The sequence below is a fragment of the Pseudomonadota bacterium genome, assembly GCA_018823285.1.
Lineage (GTDB): Bacteria > Desulfobacterota > Desulfobulbia > Desulfobulbales > JAGXFP01 > JAHJIQ01.
In genome coordinates, this window is sequence record JAHJIQ010000067.1 from 1 (window position 1) to 21,225 (window position 21,225).

The 21,225-nt window shown below is 56.4% G+C and carries 9 protein-coding genes; 6 read left to right on the top strand and 3 right to left on the bottom strand.

Annotated features, from left to right (window positions below):
• The coding region (locus KKG35_15235) for a D-alanine--D-alanine ligase (GenBank protein MBU1739481.1) at positions 1 to 606 on the bottom strand (606 nt) is incomplete at its 3' end.
• Positions 603 to 1,886 carry a KamA family radical SAM protein gene (locus KKG35_15240; GenBank protein MBU1739482.1) on the bottom strand — a complete coding sequence of 428 codons (1,284 nt, stop codon included), beginning with the start codon at positions 1,884 to 1,886 and terminating at the stop codon, positions 603 to 605. The genes KKG35_15240 and KKG35_15235, both read right to left, overlap by 4 nt.
• 968 nt (positions 1,887 to 2,854) lie before the next feature.
• Between KKG35_15240 and KKG35_15245 the strand changes: the two genes are divergently transcribed.
• Genes KKG35_15245 through KKG35_15260 form a run of 4 tightly spaced genes read left to right on the top strand, consistent with a single transcriptional unit; the run spans position 2,855 to position 8,499 of the window.
• Positions 2,855 to 3,823 (top strand): histone deacetylase, encoded by a 969-nt coding sequence (locus tag KKG35_15245; GenBank protein MBU1739483.1) that lies wholly within the window; start codon positions 2,855 to 2,857, stop codon positions 3,821 to 3,823.
• 9 nt (positions 3,824 to 3,832) lie between these two features.
• The gene (locus KKG35_15250) at positions 3,833 to 4,489 is read left to right on the top strand and encodes a CBS domain-containing protein (protein ID MBU1739484.1); all 657 of its coding nucleotides are present in this window, start codon (positions 3,833 to 3,835) and stop codon (positions 4,487 to 4,489) included.
• Positions 4,490 to 4,513: 24 nt separating this feature from the next.
• Positions 4,514 to 6,622 carry an acetate--CoA ligase family protein gene (locus KKG35_15255; GenBank protein ID MBU1739485.1) on the top strand — a complete coding sequence of 703 codons (2,109 nt, stop codon included), beginning with the start codon at positions 4,514 to 4,516 and terminating at the stop codon, positions 6,620 to 6,622.
• 14 nt (positions 6,623 to 6,636) lie between these two features.
• Positions 6,637 to 8,499, top strand: a complete 1,863-nt coding sequence (locus tag KKG35_15260) for a GNAT family N-acetyltransferase (GenBank protein ID MBU1739486.1) — start codon at positions 6,637 to 6,639, stop codon at positions 8,497 to 8,499.
• A gap of 275 nt (positions 8,500 to 8,774) precedes the next feature.
• Here the strand turns inward: KKG35_15260 and KKG35_15265 are convergent, their stop codons facing one another.
• The gene (locus tag KKG35_15265; GenBank protein MBU1739487.1) at positions 8,775 to 9,434 is read right to left on the bottom strand and encodes a PAS domain-containing protein; all 660 of its coding nucleotides are present in this window, start codon (positions 9,432 to 9,434) and stop codon (positions 8,775 to 8,777) included.
• Between the two features lie 418 nt (positions 9,435 to 9,852).
• Between KKG35_15265 and KKG35_15270 the strand changes: the two genes are divergently transcribed.
• Together KKG35_15270 and KKG35_15275 are read left to right on the top strand one after the other, a co-directional pair.
• Positions 9,853 to 11,484: an ATP-binding cassette domain-containing protein gene (locus KKG35_15270; GenBank protein MBU1739488.1), complete on the top strand. Its 1,632-nt coding sequence runs from the start codon at positions 9,853 to 9,855 to the stop codon at positions 11,482 to 11,484.
• Between the two features lie 942 nt (positions 11,485 to 12,426).
• The gene (locus KKG35_15275; protein MBU1739489.1) at positions 12,427 to 21,054 is read left to right on the top strand and encodes a cyclic beta 1-2 glucan synthetase; all 8,628 of its coding nucleotides are present in this window, start codon (positions 12,427 to 12,429) and stop codon (positions 21,052 to 21,054) included.
• The last annotated feature ends 171 nt before the right edge of the window (positions 21,055 to 21,225 follow it).

A 21,225-nucleotide genomic window follows, 5' to 3' on the forward strand; every position in this document is an offset into this window, starting at 1 on the left:
GTTGCCGACAATGCCCACGGTGAACTCCCGGCCGGGGAGAAAGGTTTCGACCAGGACAGGTTGGCGATAGGTCGCCAGCAGGTCGGCGCAGACGGTGGCGAGTTCTCCCGGACTGTTGATTCTCGAGGTCGCGTTCACCCCTTTGCCGGTCCCTTCGGCGACCGGCTTGGCAAAAAGCGGGTACGGCAGGGCGAGATCATTGAGTTCTTCAATGGTCCTGATCACCGCAAAATCAGGGGTGGCGATGCCCAGGTCCCTGACCACATGCTTGGCCATTCCCTTGTGCAGGGTCAGGGCCAGGACCAGCGGATCGGAAAACACATAGGGGATCCGGTAGCCGTCGAGCAGGGCCGGGACCTGGGATTCGCGTCCGAAGCCATAAAGGCCTTCGGCGATATTGAAGACGAGGTCCCAGCGTTCACCGGCGGCCAGGCGGTCGACCAGGCTCGTCAGGTTGCCGATCCGCACCGGTTCGTGCCCCATGATCGCCAGGGCGTCTTCAATGGCGTCGATGGTCGAATCCCGGTCGAACTCGGCGGTCTCGTCTTCTGAAAACCCTGCGGCGAGATAGTCCGAGCGCATGTCATAGGTCATGCCGATCTTCATTTTGCTTCTTCTCCTGCAGCTGCGTTTCCCGCTCCGATCACATCGGGATAGCGGTAGACGTTTCCTTCATAGTTGCGGATCAAAAGATCCGTTCCTTCCCGGCCGACTACGGTTTCCGGGAGCAGCGGAATTTTTCCTCCGCCTCCGGGGGCGTCGATCACGTAATTGGGCACTGCGTAGCCGGTGGTATGGCCGCGAAGACCCTGGTAAATCTCAAGACCCTTGGAGACCGGGGTCCGGAAATGGGAAGAACCGATGATCGGGTCGCACTGGTACAGATAATAGGGTTTTACCCGGTTTTTTACAAGGCCCTGCATCAGCCGCTTCATGGTGTCCACCGAATCGTTGATCCCGGAGAGCAGCACGGTCTGGCTGCCCAACGGAATGCCCGCATCGGCAAGCCGGGTGAGGGCCTCGCGGGATTCCTGGGTCAGTTCATCCGGGTGGGTGCAGTGGACGCTCATCCACAGTGGATGATACTGTTTAAGCATCGCGACCAGATCCGGGGTAATCCGCTGGGGCAGAACGATGGGGGCCTTGGTCCCGATCCGGATCAACTCCACATGCTCGATTTTCCGCAACCGGCTGAGCAGCCACTCCAGATGATGATCAGGCATGGTCAGCGGATCGCCGCCGGAAATCAGAACATCACGCACCTGGGGATTGGCGGCGATATAGGCGATGGCCTTCTGCCAGCGGGCCCGGCTGGTGCCGGTGCGTTTCCCGACCATCCGCGAACGGGTGCAGTAGCGGCAGTAGCTTGAACAGTAGTCGGTCACCAGAAAGAGCACCCGGTCGGGGTAGCGGTGGATCAGCCCCGGGACCGGGCTGTGTCCGTCCTCGCCGAGGGGATCATGTTCCTCTCCCTGGGAGATCAGATGCTCGCCGGTGGTGGGGACCATGGTCCTGCGGATCGGCTGGGCCGGGTTGTCAGGGTCGATCAGGCTCAAATAATACGGGGTAATGGCCAGCGGCAGGGCGGTGCCTTTGAACTGCATGGCCTGACGCTCGTTCTCGGAAAGATGGATGATCTTTTCGAGCTGCTTCAACCGGGTAACCCGGTTTTTCAGCTGCCATTGCCAGCTGTGCCAATCATTTTCAGTTGCGGTGGGGAAAAATTTCTGCCGGAAGGAGGAGGTTGCTGCGGTTAATGGGGCTGCGATGGCAAGCGCCCCGAAAACGGCCCGGGACGATGGAGGTTCCTCTGGTTCCTCGCGATGCTGATAATGCCGGCTTGGGGGTTCATCAGGTTCTTCGATGGTCAATTCTTGCGGTTTCATGTGTTCTCTCCTCGGTGTTTTTCTGTTCAGTTCCTGTGACCGGACCTTCGGCAAAACGCAGTACAGCCACGAACGGATGATTTTATTTTGAGTTATATGTTTTGATTATCGGTCTCACGCTTAAATGCGGGACAGGGAAGGTGTTGCGTCAGGGATGCAAAGGAGTTGTTTTCGAGGTGTTGATCCAACCTTAATTTTCTTCATTGATGGCCTCTGTCGAACCATAAATGTTGACTTGCTTTAACCGCCCGAAACTCCGTAAAAAAGAAAAGGACGCAAGCGGTGCGAAAATCATTGTTTATGACCCCCTTATGCATGTGTTTTGATAAAGTGTCAACAGAAAAAAACAACTGTGAAAAAATAATTTTATGAAGAATGATTCCGGCCCAGTTTTTTGTCTGGAAATTGACTGGTGAGTTGATACTTCTGAGAACATGCATTGCAGGCGATTGGAGGCATTGATGACTCTATTCTTTGTTATGGTTTCGAGAAAAACCGTGCGGTTTAAGTGGGGAAAAATTTCTGCCTGCCAACGAAACTTCGCCTGCTTTTTTTGGGTAAAAACGAGACGTGCTGCTGTTGCTTTTAACCTGCTGTCGATCTGAAGAAGAGCTGGAGTTTTACCATCCTTCGACGAGCTCAGAATGGGCGGGTTTCGAAAGGTTCTTGACGCATAACAATTTGTAAACAGGCAGCATAAGTTCCATACGACCGTTCACCCTGAGCCTGTCGAAGGAGGTGCAGAGTCAAGAGTCCTGCGCTGAAATCGGCTGTTGATTGGAATGTGAATTGAAGAGTGTAAAACATTTCAGAACCCGCCAACCGGAAAAAATAGGAGTCCGTGTTCATTTCTCGACAAGTTGATGAAACTTTCGGTAAGCTGTTTTTATCATGGTAAACATTCACCCGCGAAAACCCTGTTTTTATCGGGTTTCAAGAGGGTGTACCGGGTTATGAAAAAAGATTAAATGACCAGCAGGCCCAAATTATTCCACATTACCCACCCCCGTTATCTGCTGCATGATACCGGCGGGGAAGGGCATCCCGAAATTCCCGAGCGGTTGCGGGTGATTGCTTCTGCTCTGTCTCAACTGAATGACGGCTCCCAGGTCTTTCCGATCGAACCGGAACCACCCGAAAAAAAGTGGCTGCAGACCGTTCATGCCGAAGAATATCTCCTTCGGTTTGAAGAGGTGGCCCTGTCCGGCAGAAGCTATTTTGGCCATCCTGATAATCAGCTCTGTTACGAGAGCTATGAGATTGCAATTCTTGCTGCAGGGGCAGGGCTCGCCGGGATTGATCTGATCGAGAAGGGGGAGGCCGGCACCATTTTCTGCAGCGTCAGGCCGCCCGGCCATCATGCGGAGAAAGCCGTAGCCCTCGGTTTCTGCTTTCTGAATAATGTCGCGATTGCCGCCCGCTACTGGCAAGGGAAATATTCCCGGCAGCGGATAGCGATCCTTGATTTTGACGCCCATCATGGGAACGGCATCCAGAGCACCTTTGAGGAAGATCCCGACGTTTTATATGTAAGCCTCCATGAGCATCCGACTTTCAGTTTTCCGGGAACCGGCTATGCCGAAGAGACCGGGACCGGTGCCGGCAAAGGGACCACCCTGAACATCCCGCTGCTGCCGGGGGCCGGAGATGCGGAAGTGAAAAAAGCTATTACCGGAAAAATTGAACCGGCGGTGAAGAAATTCAGGCCGGAGGCATTGCTGGTTGCCGCAGGCTTTGACGGCCACACGCTCGACGATATGTCCGGCCTGTCCTTTTCCACTGAACTTTACGGCGATCTGGGGCGCACCATTGCCGCGCTCGGCGAAAACCTTTGTGGCGGCAGAGTCGTGTCGATCCTGGAAGGCGGATATCACCTGCCCGGTCTGGCCGCTTCGGTGGCGGAATACTGCAAAGGGATGAACGAATACAACAAATGAGGCCCGAATATGTTTGTCGTTAATTTTATGACGAAAAAGGTGGTCACGGTGACCCCGGAAACCTTGCTTCCCCAAGTGAAGGATCTCCTGAAGACCGGAAACTTCCGCCATCTGCCGGTGGTCGATGCGTCCGGAAGGCTCGCCGGGATGCTGACCGATCGTGATCTGCGCAGTGCTTATCCGTCGGTGCTGATGGACGAACAGGAAAGAGGAAGATACCTGAAGCGGTTCAAGGGAATGAAACTAAGCGAGATCATGACCGAGGCGACGGCCCGATTGTCTCCGCAGTCGACCCTGGATGATGCACTGCTGCTCTTCGACCAGGCAAAGGTTGGGGCATTGCCGGTGGTGGACGCAGAGCAGAAAGTTGTCGGAATTTTTTCCGTCCGTGATCTTCTGGCCGCTTACAAAAAGCTTTTCGGACTGGGAGAAAAAGGATCGACCCTGATCGCGGTTAAAGATGACGGAAAACCGAATCCTCTGAGCAGGCTTACTGCCGCTCTGGAGGGAAAGAACGTCCCTTTCTCAAGGCTGATCAGGAATGTCCGGCCGGAATCGGATTCCGGAGCGGGTTTGATTTATATCAGAATACACACCCACAACCTCAGCGGGGTGCATACAACGCTGGCGGCGGCTGGTTTTGAGACTGTCGCACCGGCGGCGTGACCGAGATGGGTAAAGGAATGAACTATGCTTGAAACACTCTTCTGTCCGAAAACGGTGGCGGTGATCGGGGCTTCCCGTACTCCCGGGAAGGTCGGGCATGATATCGTGCAGAATCTGGTGGCCGGGGGATTTTCCGGCAAAATTCTGCCGGTCAATCCTTCGGCGGAATCGGTTCTGGGTCTGCCATGCCTGAAAAGTCCCGGGGAGTATGACGGCAAGATCGATCTCTCTATCATCGCCGTGCCCCGTGCCCTGGTTCTGGACGCGGTGAAGGAATCAATCAAGGCGGGGGCGGAAAGCGTGGTGGTGATTACCGCCGGCTTCAAGGAGACGAGCCCGGAAGGGGCTGATCTTGAAAAAGAGCTGGCGGGGCTGTGCCGGGCAAAAAATGTGCGTCTGCTTGGTCCGAACTGCCTGGGGCTGATCAATACCGAAAGCAGGCTGAATGCCTCCTTTGCCGGGAAAATGCCGCGCCAAGGGGGCATTTCGGTTGTTTCCCAGTCCGGGGCGCTGTCAACCGCCATTCTTGATCTTGCCGAAGGGCGCCATCTGGGTCTCGCTAAGATGGTGAGCATCGGTAACAAGGCGGACCTGACGGAGGTGGATTTTTTAAAGGTGCTGGCCCATGATGCGCAGACGAAAGTGATCGTCGGGTATCTGGAAGACATCAGTTCCGGAGACGATTTTATCAAGGGCGCCGAAGAGGCTTCGGTCAACAAGCCGGTGGTTATTTTAAAATCAGGGACCACCAAAGCCGGGATGAAGGCGGCCTCTTCCCACACCGGGGTGCTCGCAGGATCTGAAACAGCCTATGGCGCGGCGTTCAAGCGGTCCGGAGTGGTGCGGGCCGACACCTTTGAGGCGCTTTTTGATTACGCCACGGCCTTCGTCATGCAGCCCCTGCCGAAGGGCAACCGGGTGTTGATCATCACCAATGCCGGCGGGCCGGGGACCATGGCGGCCGACGCCGTGGAAAAGGCGGGGTTGCGGGTCGCGGAGCTCGACCGCAACACCCACACTTCCTTACGGGAAAAGCTTCCCGGGGCAGCAAGTTTCGGCAATCCGGTGGATGTTCTGGGCGATGCCGATCCGGAACGATATGTCGCGGCGCTCATCGCCGCCCAGGATGATCCGGAAGTTGACGCGATCATCATTATCCTGACCCCCCAGGCGATGACCAGGGCTGCCGATACCGCCCGCGCCATTGCCGAAAACCTGAAGGGTGACAAGCCGGTTCTGGTGTCATTCATGGGCGGCCATGCGGTGATGCCGGGTCGTGAAGAGCTTGCCGAGGCAGGGCTGCCTGATTACGAATCTCCGGAGCGGGCGGTCAACGCCCTGAAGGCGATGTATGAATATGCCTCCTGGCAGAACAGGCCGCCCCGGATTGTCACCCGTTTCCGGGTGAACCGGCGGCGGGTGGAGCGGATCATTTCCCGGCGGTTGCGGACCGGGCGTCTGCAGATCGGTGAGGTGAAGGGGAAGAACATCCTCCAGGCCTATGGCTTTCAGATCCCTGACGGACATCTGGCAACCAGTGCTGAGGAAGCGGTCGAGATCGCCGGGCGGATCGGGTACCCGGTGGCCTTGAAAATCGTCTCTCCCGATATCGTCCATAAATCCGACATGGGCGGGGTACGCTTGAATGTGGCCAATCCCGGGGGCGTCAGGGATTATTTTGACCTGATGATGATCCGGATCGGTCAGCGCGCCCCCGATGCCTGGATTGAAGGGGTGTATGTTGAAAAGATGCTCGATCCCGGCCTTGAAGTGATCATCGGCATGAGTCGTGATGCCCAGTTCGGACCGATGCTGATGTTCGGTCTGGGCGGCATTTTTGTCGAGGTGATGAAGGACGTGACCTTCCATCTGGCGCCGATCACCGAAGACGAGGCGGTGCAGATGCTCAAAGCAACCAGGTCGTATGAAATGCTCGAAGGACGACGCGGCCACAAGGGAGTGGATCTGAAGGCCATCGCCAACGGCCTGCAGCGCATCAGCCAGCTGACAACCGATTTTCCGCAGATCGCCGAACTGGACATCAACCCCTTTATTGTCGGTGAGGTCGGCAGCGACCCTTGGGTTGCCGATGTCCGCCTTACCCTGCAGCAGGTCAAAGGGGGCAAACCATGAGCACTCAGAAAGAGATGAAAAACAACCAGCCGGATTGGCAGGAAAAGTACCGGGACATGATTGCCACCCCGCTCAATGCGGTGAAAAAGATCAAGCCGGGGCAGCGGGTTTTTATCGGCACCGGCTGCGCGGAACCGGTGGAACTGGTCCGGGCCTTGACCGCCAGGGCCAACGAACTGGCCGACGTGGAAATCATCCAGCTCTTGGCCAAAGGGGAGGCGCCCTACGCCGACCGGAAGCTCGCCGACAGCTTCAACGTCAACAGCTTTTTCATCGGCACCGCCATCCGCGGCCATATCCAGGAAGGGCTTGGCGACTACACGCCGATCCTGCTCTCCGATATTCCGCGGATCTTCAGTTCCGGTCGATTGCCGCTCGATGTGGTGCTGATCCATGTGACCCCGCCGGATGTGCACGGCAAGGTGAGCCTCGGGGTGTCGGTTGATATCGTCAAGAGCGCTGCGGAAAACGGCTCGCTGGTCATTGCCCAGGTCAACCCGCAGATGCCGAGAACCATGGGTGACAGCACCATCGACATTTACGATATTGATATTCTGGTGCCGGTGGATTGTCCGATTCTGGAGCGGGGCCAGTCCGACTCCACCGAGGAAACCAGCAGAATAGGGGAATATATCGCCGCCCTGGTGGAAGACGGCTCGACGGTGGAGTTCGGTATCGGCAGGATCCCTCACGCGGTGGCTGATTTTCTGCAGGACAAGAAGGACCTCGGGATCCATACCGAGCTTTTGACCGACTCGATCATGAAGCTTATCAAATGCGGGGCGGTCAACGGCAGCAGGAAAACCACGGACCGCGGCAAGGTGGTGGCGAGCTTCAGTATGGGCAGCAAGAAATTATACGATTTTATCGACAACAATCCGATCTTCTGCTTCCGGCCCACCGAATATGTCAACGATACCCATGTGATCAGCAGGCAGCACAAGATGGTCGCGATCAATACCGCCCTGGAAATCGATCTCACCGGCCAGGTGTGTGCGGACTCCCTCGGGGAAAAATTCTACTCGGGGATCGGCGGCCAGGTGGACTTTAATCGCGGGGCCTCCCGCAGTAAAAACGGCAAGGCCATTATCGCCCTGCAGGCCACCGCCAGAAAGGGAACCCGCTCCCGGATCGTCACCCATCTCACCCCCGGGGCCGGGGTGGTGACCACCAGGGGTGAGGTGCATTATGTGGTGACCGAGTTCGGGGTTGCCTATCTCCATGGAAAAAGCGTCCATGAAAGGGCGCTCGCCCTGATCAGTATCGCCCATCCGAAATTCAGGGAAGAGCTGTTAAAAGATGCGATCAAGGCCCGCTATCTGCGCCAGGAAATGACTGAAGTGGAAGGACGGTTCGTGGTCGCCTCCCAGGAGATGGAAACCACCATGCTGCTCGACGACGGGACCCAGGTGAGTTTCAGGCCGGTGCATCCCACCGACGAACACTCGATGCGCGACCTGCATTATACCCTTTCCCAGGAAACGGTCTATTACCGGTTTATGACCCACAAGACCAAATTCAGTCATCAGCAGGTGCAGAATTTTGTCTATATCGACCACCGTCAGGATGTGGCGATCGTCGGCACCGTGCCCGAGGCCCACGGGGAGGATATTGTCGCCGTCGGCCGCTATTATCTCGATCCGAAATCGAACCGGGCCGAGGTGGCCTTTGTCATCCGCGACGACTGGCAGAATCACGGGATCGGCACCTTTCTCTTCAAGCATCTGGTGGCTCTCGCCAAGAGAAGCGGAATTGCCGGGTTCACCGCCGAGGTGTTAAAGGAGAACCGGCGGATGCAGAATATTTTCAACCATTGCGGATTCCGGGTGAAAAGCGCTCTGGAGGAAGATGTCTACAGTTTTCAGATCGATTTCTAGTGTGCTGCAGACAGGAGGAGAGGGGATAGAAAGCCGGCAGAGTTACCAGCTCAACTTTCTGACATGCGTTAAGATATTGGTTTGCTGTCATAAAATAGTTCCGAGCCATGGCTGCATTCCATGATTAAAATTCAGAAGCCAGAAGTCAGGAGCCGGAATGACTGATTTTTTTCACCCTACGGGTATAAGTTTCGTACGAGCAGGCCAGCTGCTCAACTCAGCTTTATCGGGAGATTAACCTAACTCAGAAAGTTGAGTTACCAGTTAGAGGATGGTCATGCGGACTCGGGGAATAGATTTAATTCCGGGTAAAGTTTCCTGGCGCAGCCGGGGCAGATGCTGTGAGTGAATTTCGCCTCGGTTCGATCCATGATATATTTTTCGACCGGGATCCATTTGTTTTCCTCACGGATGTCCTTGCACGAGGAACAGATTGAGACGAAGCCGCTGATGGCGGAGGTTTCGGCAATGATATGCTGCAGTTTTAAGATGAGCGCCTCTTTTTCCTCTTCAGCCGATTTTTTATCGGTAATGTCCTGCAGGGTTTCAATGACCCCGACTAATTCTCCCGAACTGTTGCGGATCGGGGCAGCATCGAAAATGATATATCTCCGCTGGTCCCCGAGCTCCTGATACCAGCCCTCGGCGTGCAATCCGTCCGGGATCAGAACTGATTTTCTGAATCGCGTATAGAGCCCAGGCAGGTTGTCATACCGGCCGCTGAGGACAATGTCGGCGAGGCAGGGGCGTTTTGACTCATAAAACGGCCGCCAGTGATTGTCGGTACCGATCACGGCGGAAGCTTTCAGGCCGGTTAATATCTCGCAGGGTCTGTTCCAGTACATCACCCGGTGTTCGGGATTGATCACAAAAGTTGCCACCGCCGAATTGTCAAGCAGGTCTGCAAAGATGGTAGTGTTTGTTCCGGTGGTCATGAAGAAAATCCCTGCTGAAAATATGCTGAAAAAACGGCTCCTGAGGAAAATGCTAGCACAGATGGATCCGAGGACTATATATTTTTTTTAGCATACTTGGTTTCCCCGGAAACAAAACATTTCACCAGTGATGGGGATGATTGCAGGTGACCATGCAGGTGCCCGGGAGTGCCAGGCAGGGTGTAGTTTTGTAAAAAGTTGTTGTTTTTCCGGGAATTTCGGATATAACAGAGGCCCACTTTGTGGAGCCGCTCTTTGTCGTCTGATACTTTTCCCCTTCGGGTATAAGTCTCGATGTCTCGTAAACTCGCTTATCGGTACGAGCAGGCGAGCTGCGCAACTTAATCTTTACGAAACAAACGTGCCGCACAGGCCCCGATAACAGGGAGTGCGGCTTTTTATTTATTGAGGTACGACCATGATCACTGCAACGAATATCGCTCTTTCCTACGGCAAGAGAGTCATCTTCCAGGACGTCAACATCAAGTTCACCCCGGGCAACTGCTACGGGCTGATCGGGGCGAACGGCGCCGGGAAATCCACCTTTCTGAAAATCCTCGCCGGCAAGCTCGAGGCCGATCGGGGTGAGGTCTCCAAAGGATCAAAAGAGCGGATCGCGATGCTGAGCCAGGACCAGTTCGCCTTCGATGAACACACCGTTTTCGATACCGTGATCATGGGCCACAAGAAACTCTACAAGGTGATGGCCGAGCGCGAGGCGCTTTACGCCAAGGCCGATTTTACCGAGGAAGACGGCATCCGTTCCGGAGAGCTTGAGGTGAAATTCGGGGAGATGAACGGCTATGAAGCCGAGGCCGAGGCGGCGGTGTTGCTGAGCGGGCTCGGAATCCCGGAAGAGATGCATCAGAAAAGAATGAAGGATCTCGACGGCAGCGACAAGGTGCGGGTGCTCCTGGCCCAGGCCCTGTTCGGCAACCCGGACATCCTGCTCCTGGACGAGCCGACCAACCAGTTGGATCTGAAGACCATCAACTGGCTGGAGGCCTTTCTGTCACGGTTCAACAATACCGTGATCATCGTCTCCCATGACCGCCATTTCTTAAACCAGGTCTGCACCCATATGGCCGATATCGATTACGGCAAGATCCAGGTTTACGTGGGCAACTACGACTTCTGGTATGAAGCAAGCCAGCTTCGTTTCCACCAGAAGGAGGCCGAGGGCAAAAAGGCCCAGGCCAGGGCCGAGGAACTCAAGGAATTCATCCGCCGTTTCAGTTCCAACGCCTCCAAGGCCAAGCAGGCCACCTCGCGCAAGAAACTCCTGGAAAAACTCACCCTCGAAGACATGCCGGTTTCCTCCCGGAAATACCCGTACATCGTCTTCCAGCCGGAACGCCCCTGCGGCGACGTGATCCTCGAGATCAAGGATCTCGGCAAGGAGATCGACGGGGTGACGATGTTCAAAGACCTTTCCCTCACCGTCAACAAAGGTGACAAGATCGCCGTGGTCGGGCCGAACAGCCTCGCGAAAACCACCCTCTTCCAGATCCTCGCCGGGGAGTTGAAACCCGATACCGGCACTTTCCGCTGGGGGGTGACGATCAAGAACTCCTATTTTCCGAAGGAGAACAGCGACTATTTCAATAACGGCGATCTCGATCTGGTCGGCTGGCTGCGCCAGTTCACGCCGCCCAAGGAGCACGAGAGTTTTGTCCGCGGGTTTCTGGGCAAGATGCTCTTTTCCGGGGAAGAGGCGCTGAAGAAAACCTCGGTCCTCTCCGGGGGCGAGCGGGTGCGCTGCATGCTCTCGAAGATGATGCTCTCCGGCGCGAACGCACTCATCCTCGACGAACCGACCAACCATCTCGACCTCGAGTCGATCACCTCTTTAAACAACGGCCTCGCCGATTTCTCCGAGGTGATTCTGTTCGCCTCCCACGACCACCAGCTGGTCTCCACCGTGGCCAACCGGATTGTCGAGATCACTCCGGAAGGGATCACCGACGTGATGATGGATTTCGACGATTACCTCGCGATGAAGGAAGCGGGCCAGTCGGGCGGCGACTATCTGGGCAGCCAGGCCGCGTAGGGAGAGTTTGCTCCGGAAGAAATCTTAACGACTAAAACTCAGTCTGATATAAAATGACAATATAATCTACAGGCTTGAGTGGTTGTTTCTGGTTGCACAGCTTGAATTGACGAGGCGAGATACTCAAGAGCTATGTTGACTTCGAGAAGGCGGGGTGGATTCAACAAAAGTCAAAAGCCGCTTGACCCCTTGCCGACCCCTTGCCTGACCCCTTGCCTCGCATGACCCCTTGCACCCCCTCGCCCACACCAGAATTTCGGGGCTTTTGTCTTCCTCATTTACTGATTTTCCCGCCTTCGATACTTCCTTTTTATCCCGACAGCAGCCTCGGTTCTCTGCAAGTCCTCGCCCTGCTTGTGCTTCATCCATTTCTGGACAAATCAGGTGAAGCTATTCTCCGTTAATGTGGTACACTCATATATGTGTATTACCTCCATCCGTTACGGCTTTTCTCATTGTCGGAAAGAGGGGTGTTCTGCGGTTTCTGAAAGACGGAACACATTCCCTTTGACGTTTTAGGACACTTCACAAAGCTTCCACAGATATCATTTCTCAGACGCAGCGACACCCTGGACGGTAGAGCTTGGTCTGAGAAGCATTTCATCAGTAATCTCCACATCTGAAAATATTTTCGTCAAGGCACTGTCCTTTTTGTACGGGGCAGGGAAAAGAGTTCCGAACCTCAATGAGTTCCCGATCTATCGGGGACAGGAGCGAACACCATGACCAAAGAACGAAAAAGCAACAGGGAAGGAAAGAAGAAACCGGCCATGACCTCGAAAGAAAAGAAGGCCGCAAAGAGATCCGGAAAGGCGACCAAAACTTTTCTGGATAGTGAAAAAATGCATTAATGGGTTCTGTAAGGAGAATATCATAGTCAATAAAGAGCTTCAAATTTCGACGCGCACCCGGAGTGCGCTGCATACCGACCAGGATACCGAACTGCTGCGTTCGGAATTGTTCAGCATTGAGCAGTTGAAACGGCATGCGGTAACCCTGGCCGGTCGGCATAGAATCGAACCTCATCCGGGAGCGGACAGGTTATTGCCGAGATTGACGGATAATGCCCGCGTTCTCCTGGCGGCCTATGAACTCGTTACCGCCGCTGCCACTCCGGGGCAGCGTATCGTCCCGGCCGAGGCCTGGCTTCTTGATAATTTTTATCTCATCGAGCAGCAGGTCAGTCTGGCGCGTCATCATCTGCCGCGTGGCTACAGCCGGCAGTTGCCTCGCCTGACCGATGGTCCGTCGGCCGGTTTTCCTCGCATCTATGATTTAGCGTTGGAGTTGATTTCGCATATGGATGGCCGTGTCGACAGTGACAATGCCACTCAGTTCGTTGTCGCCTATCAGAACGCAGATCCCTTAAAACTCGGCGAATTGTGGGCCTTCCCGATCATGCTGCAGCTGGCCCTGCTGGAAAACCTCCGCCGCATCGCCCTGCGTATTGCCCAACGGCGCGAGGAGCTCGACGCAGCAACCATCTGGGCCGACCGCATGCTGGCAACGGCTGAAAAAGAACCCAAAAAACTCATTCAGTTGCTCGCCAGGTTTGCCGATGCCGATGTGCCTCTGACCGCTCCGTTTGTGGAAGAATTTTATGCAAGATTACAGGCCCAGGGCCCAGCCATGGCGTTCGTGCAAACCTGGGTCGAACAGAAGCTCCTCGAACAAGGGGTCACGGCTACCCAGTTGTCGGCGGCCGCCGGTCGAACCGCTGCGGCCAACCAGATTTCTCTTGCCAACAGTATCGGCAGTCTGCGTTTTATCGGCGCCATGGACTGGCGCGAGTATGTCGAGTCGCTCAGTGTCGTCGAGCAGACTTTGCGAGAAGATCCGGCGGGAATGCATGCAGCCCAGGATTTCGATACTCGAGATCGTTACCGGCATGTCATCGAAGATCTGGCACGAGGCAGTGCATACAGTGAATTAGGGGTTGCCCGCCAGGCCGTTTCTCTGGCGCAAAGTTCGGTTAAGAGTTCCGATACCGATAATCGTGGCGCCCATGTCGGCTATTACCTGATCGATCAGGGGCGGCTGACTCTGGAGCGGACGGTTGACTACCGTTTGCCGTGGAAATTAAGATTCGACCGAATGTGCCGCCGGTGCCTGCTGCCCCTTTATCTCGGACCCATTCTGGTACTCACTGTCCTTACGGCATCGACGGTTTTCTTCACTTTTGCCGGGTTTACCCCGAGTGACTGGCGTATCTGGTTTTTTGCCATTACCGGCGCCATCAGTGCCTCAGCGCTGGCCGTGCCGCTGGTGAACATGTTGGTCACCCTCGTTCTGCCGCCCCGTGCTTTGCCACGACTGGATTTTTCCAAAGCAATTCCAAACGGGCACCGCACCATGGTGATCGTCCCGACCCTGCTTGGCCGGGCGCAGGAGATTGATGATCTTCTGGAAGCACTCGAAATCCGCTATCTGGGGAATCGGGATGCCAATCTGTTCTTTGCCCTGGTGACGGATTTTCGTGATGCGCCGGAGCAAAGCCTGCCCGACGATGACGCCTTGCTCGCCCGGGCGAGTGCAGGGATTTCAGCCCTTAACGAGACCTACCGCGACGACCGGCCGTGCATCTTCTATCTGTTTCACCGACCCCGCGAGTGGAATCCTTGCGAACGGGTGTGGATGGGATATGAACGAAAACGCGGCAAACTTGAGCAGTTTAACGCCCTGCTTCGTGGAGGGGCGCAGGCAGCCTTTTCGAAGATCGTCGGTGATCCCTCACTCTTTCCTTCGATCCAATACGTCATCACTCTCGATACCGACACCCAGCTTCCCCGTGATGCGGCACGCACCTTGATCGGCAACATGGCCCATCCGCTAAACCGTCCGATCTACGATGTTGACCAGAAACGGATTGTCCGGGGTTACGCGATCCTGCAACCGCGGGCCTCGATCAGCCTGACCAGTGCCGGGCAATCACGATTCAGCAAACTCTACGCCGGGGAGTCTGGGATTGATCCTTATACCCGGGAGATTTCGGATGTCTACCAGGATATTTTCGGCGAAGGCTCATTCATCGGCAAGGGTATCTACGATGTGGATGCCTTCCGGCAGGCTGTAGATGGTCGCTTTCCGGAAAATCTGATTCTCAGTCACGATCTGCTTGAAAGCGGGTATGCACGTTCTGCCCTGGTGACCGATGTCGATCTCATAGAGGAGCATCCGGCCAGTTACGCCATGGAGGCGAGCCGCAGGCATCGGTGGATACGTGGTGACTGGCAGCTTGCCGGCTGGCTGCTGCCCTCTGTTACCGGCCCGCCTTCTCGAGTAAATGAAGCATCTGACTCAAATGCCTCGCAGGCAAAGCGGCAGCGAAACCCGCTCACCGCCTTATCTGTGTGGAAGATTTTCGACAACCTGCGCCGCAGTCTTGTGCCGCCGATGCTCTTGGCGTTGCTTGCAGGCGGTTGGTTGATTGGTCCGGGACCGGCATGGTTCTGGACCCTGCTGATCACGGCGGTGATGTTTCTTCCCGCGCTACTGGCAGCCGCAATCGGATTCATTCGCAAGCCTGAGTTGCATGCCTGGGCAGTGCATCTGCTCATGACAAGTAAATCTGCGGGCCGACCGATTGTCCTCGCCTTTCTGACCCTGGTCCTGTTGCCCTATGATGCCTTTATCTGCCTGGATGCGATTCTGCGCTCAGGGCTCCGGATGCTGTTTACGCGACGCGGTCTGTTGCTTTGGCAATTGCCGTCCTATGCGCGTCGTAACGCCTGTCGGACATTGAGCGATTTTTTTATGGAGATGTGGGTCGCACCTTTTCTCGCGGTGATGCTTGGCTTGTCTTTGCTTTTCCTCATGGGGAGCAGCCGAGCAACGGAGTTGATCTTCTGCGCGCCCATCGTGTTTCTCTGGTTCGCGTCACCGGTTTTCGGCTGGTGGATAAGTAAGCCCCTTTTACCGCCGACAACTGAGCTGACCGTCGATCAACAGTCGTTTCTACGTGGCTCCGCCCGCCGCACCTGGCGCTTCTTCGCGGAGCTGGTCGGCCCGGAAGACAACTGGCTGCCGCCCGATAATTTTCAGATCCATCCCGAGCCGCTCATCGCCTCGCGAACCTCGCCCACGAATATCGGCATGGCATTGCTGGCGAATTTGGCCGCCTATGACTTCGGCTACATCTCTGCCGGAGAATTCCTGCAGCTGACCGAAAACACCCTGACCACCATGGAAGAGATGGAGCGCTACCGCGGCCATTTTTACAACTGGTATGATACCCGCACCCTTGAACCGTTGCGGCCGCAATATATTTCTTCGGTTGACAGCGGTAACCTGGCCGGCAGCCTGCTCACCCTGCAGGCGGGCCTGGCCGAGTTGAAGAACCAGCCGATTCTCACTGAAAACGCCTTTCAGGGGTTGCGGGACACCTTGCGGGTGCTGGCCGAGCAGCTGCCCCTGGAGGCAGCCCCGGACCTTACCCGGCAAATAAAATTTCTGCAGGACACTCTTCACTCCCGCACCCTGAACCGGCAGCCTCTGACCCTGGCTGCTGCCGCTACCCAGCTGACCGAGATGCATCAGGCCGGCAAGGGACTCATGGCATGGTTGCCGGCGGATATTGAGGTTGATGGCGAACTCTATTACTGGGCTCAGGAATTCGACCGGCAATCCCGTGCCCTGCAGGAGGATCTGGGTTTTCTGGTGCCCGAGCCGAAACATTTCGACACTATTCCGACCCTTGGAGAACTTGCGAACCCCTCCCCTGTAACAAGTTCGGCGGGTGGAGCGGGGGCACGGAGCAACGAGGCTGCAGCACGGCTCCGGGTTATCGATGGTCTGGCGGAGCGGTGCCGGAAACTGGCAATAATGGATTTTGAATTTCTCTATGATACGTCGCGTGGTTTGCTGAACATTGGCTACGATGTCGGAGAGCGGCGTCGCGACCCCTCTTGTTATGACCTTTTGGCCTCGGAGGCGCGCTTGGCAAGTTTCCTGCTGATCGCCCAGGGACAGGTGCCGCAGAAGCACTGGTTTTTACTTGGTCGCTTATTGACAAGTCAGGGCGGTAATGTGAGTTTGATTTCATGGAGCGGCTCGATGTTTGAGTATCTCATGCCCCAATTGATCATGCCGAGTTACGAGAACACCTTGCTCGACCAGACCTGCAAGGCCGCCGTAGCCCGCCAGATCGAATACGGCAGGCAGCGCGCCGTGCCCTGGGGGATTTCCGAATCCTGCTATAATGCCACAGACATCCAGCAGGTGTATCAATATCGGGCCTTCGGGGTGCCGGGGCTGGGCTTCAAACGAGGCCTGGGAGACGACCTGGTCATTGCCCCCTACGCCAGCGCCATGGCCCTGATGGTGGCGCCGGTCGAAGCGTGTCGCAATTTACAAACCCTGGCCGCCAAAGGATTCCTCGGCGGGCATGGTTTCTACGAGGCAATCGATTACACGCCCTCACGACTGCCACCCGGCAAAAATCACTCTGTCGTTCGCACGTTCATGGCGCATCATCAAGGCATGAGCCTGTTGGCCTATGCCTATGTGTTACTCAACCAGCCCATGCAGCGCCGCTTCATGTCCGACCCTCTGGCCCGGGCGACGGAATTGCTGCTGCAGGAGCGGGTGCCGAAAAAAGGAGCGCCACTGCACCCGCACGCTGCCGAAGTGAGCGCCGCCGCGCACCCGCCGGCAACGGATGCGGGTTCGATCATGCGCGTCTTCAATAACCCGGATACACCGTCACCCGAAGTTCACCTGTTATCCAACGGCAGATATCATGTCATGGCGACAAACAGCGGTGGGGGTTACAGCCGCTGGCGCGACTTGTCGGTCACCCGCTGGCGCGAGGATACTACGGTTGACGGGCTGGGCTCTTTCATTTACCTGCGTGACCGCGACACGGGGCGCTATTGGTCGACAAGCCATCAGCCGACACTGCGTCAGGCGGATCATTACGAGGCGATCTTTGTGCAGGCGCGGGCCGAATACCGGAGGCGTGATGATGCCATCGAAGCCCATACCGAGATCAGCGTTTCACCTGAAGACGATGTCGAGATTCGCCGGGTCAAGCTCACCAATCTGTCATCCCGTATCCGCCATATCGAGGTCACGAGTTATGCGGAGGTCGTGCTGGCGCCGCTCAATGCCGACCTGGCCCATCGCGCCTTCAGTAATCTCTTCGTGCAGACCGAAATCATCCCCGACCGACAGGCGATCCTCTGTACGCGCCGCCGCCGCACCCCTGGAGAACAGGTCCCCTGGATGTTTCATCTGTTGTCGGTTCCCGGTGTCGTTGCAGGCGAACCCACCTTCGAGACCGACCGCGCAAGATTCATTGGTCGCGGCCGAACTGTGGCGAACCCGCTGGTTCTTGACCATAAAAAATCCCCCTCTGAATTGTCGAATACCGATGGTTCGGTTCTTGATCCCATTGTTGCAATTCGCCGGACCATCGAATTGACAGCCGACCAGTCAGCTACCGTACAGATCATTTCCGGGGTTGCAGACACTCGTGACGGCGCTCTGGCTTTGCTTGATAAATACTGTGACAAACACTTTGTTGAACGCGCCTTTGAGATGGCCTGGTTCCAGAGCCAGGAAGTGTTGCGCCATCTTGGCGCCACAGAGAGTGAGGCCCAGCTCTATGGCCGACTGGCCTCGTCGGTCATTTACGCCAACGGTTTGCGTCGGGCCGCACCCGGCATCATCGGCCGAAACCGGCTGGGTCAGCCCGGCCTGTGGCGCTTTGGCATCTCGGGAGATCTGCCGATCATCCTGCTGCGCATCGGCGACATAAATCGTATCGATCTGGCAAAACAGGTGCTGCAAGCCCATGCCTATTGGCGGATGAAAGGGTTGATCTCGGATCTGGTGATCATCAACGAGGATTTTTCAGGATACCGGGCACTCCTGCAAGACCGGATCATCGGCTTGATCAATGCCGGTCCTGAGGCGCAGATTATCGACAAACCGGGCGGGGTCTTTGTGCGGCGTGCTGAAGAGCTTTCCGAGGAGGATCGGGTCCTGTTCCAGACTGTTGCCCGCATCGTTTTTGACGATACCACCGAGACCGTGATCGAACAGGTGGAGCGTCGCCAGTCGCCGGAGCGTGTCTCCGACCGTTTCGAGCCGTCGCGGCAACCGAGCCCTGAAGAGGTCCATCCACTGTCAAGGCGTGAACGCATTTTCACCAACGGCCTGGGCGGATTTACCCCCGACGGACGCGAATACGTTATCACTCTGGAACCGGGGCAAAATACCCCGGCGCCCTGGGTCAATGTCATTGCCAGCCCGCATATCGGCACAGTTGTCAGCGAGAGCGGCAGTGCCTATACCTGGGTGGAAAATGCCCACGAATTCCGGCTGACCCCCTGGCACAACGACCCGCTCTGCGACAGTAGTGGTGAAGCGTTCTATATCCGTGACGAGGAAACAGGTGCGTTCTGGTCTCCAACACCGTTGCCCGCCCGCGGCCGCTCCGGTTATGTCTGTCGGCACGGTTTTGGATACAGCGCCTTCGAGCATTACGAAGACGGCATTTCCTCTGAAATGTTCACCTACGTTGCCATGGACGCACCGGTAAAGTTTGCAGTGATAAAACTGCGCAACCATTCCAGGCGAACACGTCGACTGTCGCTCACCGGGTACTGGGAACTGGTACTCGGTGAGTGGCGACACTCCAATCTGATGCACATTGCAACTGAAACCGACTTGCAGAGCGGGGCGCTGTTTGCCCGCAACGCTTATGGCCACGAATGCGATAATCGAATCGTCTTTGTCCAGGTCAGTGAACTGAAGCGTTCAGTGACCGGAAACCGTACAGGGTTTATAGGTCGCAACGGCTCTCTTGCAAGCCCCGCGGCCATGCGGCGCAAACGATTATCGGGCCGGACCGGGGCTGGCTTTGACCCGTGCGCCGCGATTCAGAGCCAGATCAAACTGGCCGAGGGGCAGGAGCATGAGATCGTCTTTATTTTCGGCGCCGCCGCCAACGGTGAGCAGGCACGACGCTTTATCGAACAATACAGCGGCCCGGCAGGCGCACAACAGGCACTGGAAGCAGTCTGGGAACACTGGAACCACACTTTGGGAGCCGTAAACGTAGAGACACCGGATCCAGCGCTCAACGTTTTGGCCAACGGCTGGCTTGTCTATCAGACACTTTCCTGCAGACTCTGGGGCCGCAGCGGCTATTATCAATCCGGTGGCGCCTACGGGTTTCGCGATCAGTTGCAGGACACCATGGCGTTGCTTCATACCACCCCCGGGCTCGTCCGCGAGCAGTTGCTCCGCTGCGCCGAACGCCAGTTCCTGCAGGGTGATGTGCAGCATTGGTGGCATCCGCCAAACGGACAAGGGGTGCGGACCCATTTCTCTGACGACTATCTCTGGCTGGTGTATGCGACCTGTCGCTACGTGGCGGCGACCGGCGATACCGGAGTGCTTGACGAGTCAGTCCGGTTTCTGGAAGGGCGCGAGTTGCGACCGGAAGAAGAGGCTTATTACGACCAGCCGCAGCCCTCTGCGGAAACGGCAAGCCTGTATGAACATTGTGTACGGGCAATTAAAAACGGACTGCGTTTCGGTGAACATCAGTTACCGCTGATGGGTTGCGGCGACTGGAACGACGGGATGAATCTCGTCGGACGTGACGGCAGGGGCGAGAGCGTCTGGCTGGCCTGGTTCCTGTATGAGAATCTGCAGCGGTTTGCCGGACTGGCGCAGGGCCGGGAAGATGCACTTTTTGCCGAGGAATGTGCCGGGCAGGCGGCGCGCCTGCGTGAAAACATCGAGGCGCATGGCTGGGATGGTGAATGGTATAAACGGGCCTGGTTTGATGACGGCACGCCTTTAGGCTCGGCTGAAAACGAAGAATGCAGGATCGATTCGATCAGCCAGAGCTGGTCGGTCATTTCCGGTGGCGGAGATCCGGTGCGGGCCCGTCAGGCGATGACGGCGGTGGATAAACAATTGGTGCGACCCGAGAGTCAGCTGATTCAACTCCTCGACCCGCCCTTTGACAAGTCTTCCCTTGAACCGGGTTATATCAAGGGCTATGTGCCGGGCGTGCGCGAGAACGGCGGCCAGTACACCCATGCTGCAATCTGGACCACCATGGCCTTTGCGATGCTGGGTGAACGGGAACGGGCGTGGGAATTGTTTGCCATGCTGAACCCTGTCAATCACGGGAATGGGCCTGCGGAGATTGAACGCTACAAGGTCGAGCCGTATGTCATGTGCGCCGATATTTACGCGGCGAAACCCCACACCGGGCGCGGCGGTTGGACCTGGTACACCGGGGCGGCGAGCTGGATGTATCGGCTGACCGTGGAAGCACTTCTGGGCCTGCAACTGGAAGTGGACCGGCTGCGCATTACCCCCTGCATTCCGGCCCATTGGGAGTCGTACGAAATCCATTATCGCTATCGGGAGACGCTCTACCACATTAGGTTCAGGTGTGTTGGTGAAAAACCGGGAGATGTGATCCGCGTGGTGGTTGACGGCGTCCAGCAAAAAGAATCCGGTTTTGAGAAGGCCGGGCTGCGGCAAGGTCTGATCCCCCTGGTGGATGATCACCGGGAGCATTACGTTGAAGTGAATCTCGGCTGACCGGTTTTTCCTGCAAACATCACTCCGAAGAGGATCACCGACGTGATGATGGATTTTGACGACCTCGCTACGAAGGAAGCGGCCAGCCCGGCGGCGTAGGGAGTTTGATCAGGCACTGGTCTGAAAGCCTGACCAGATTCAGGCTTAGTCTGAATTAAGATGACAGCATAA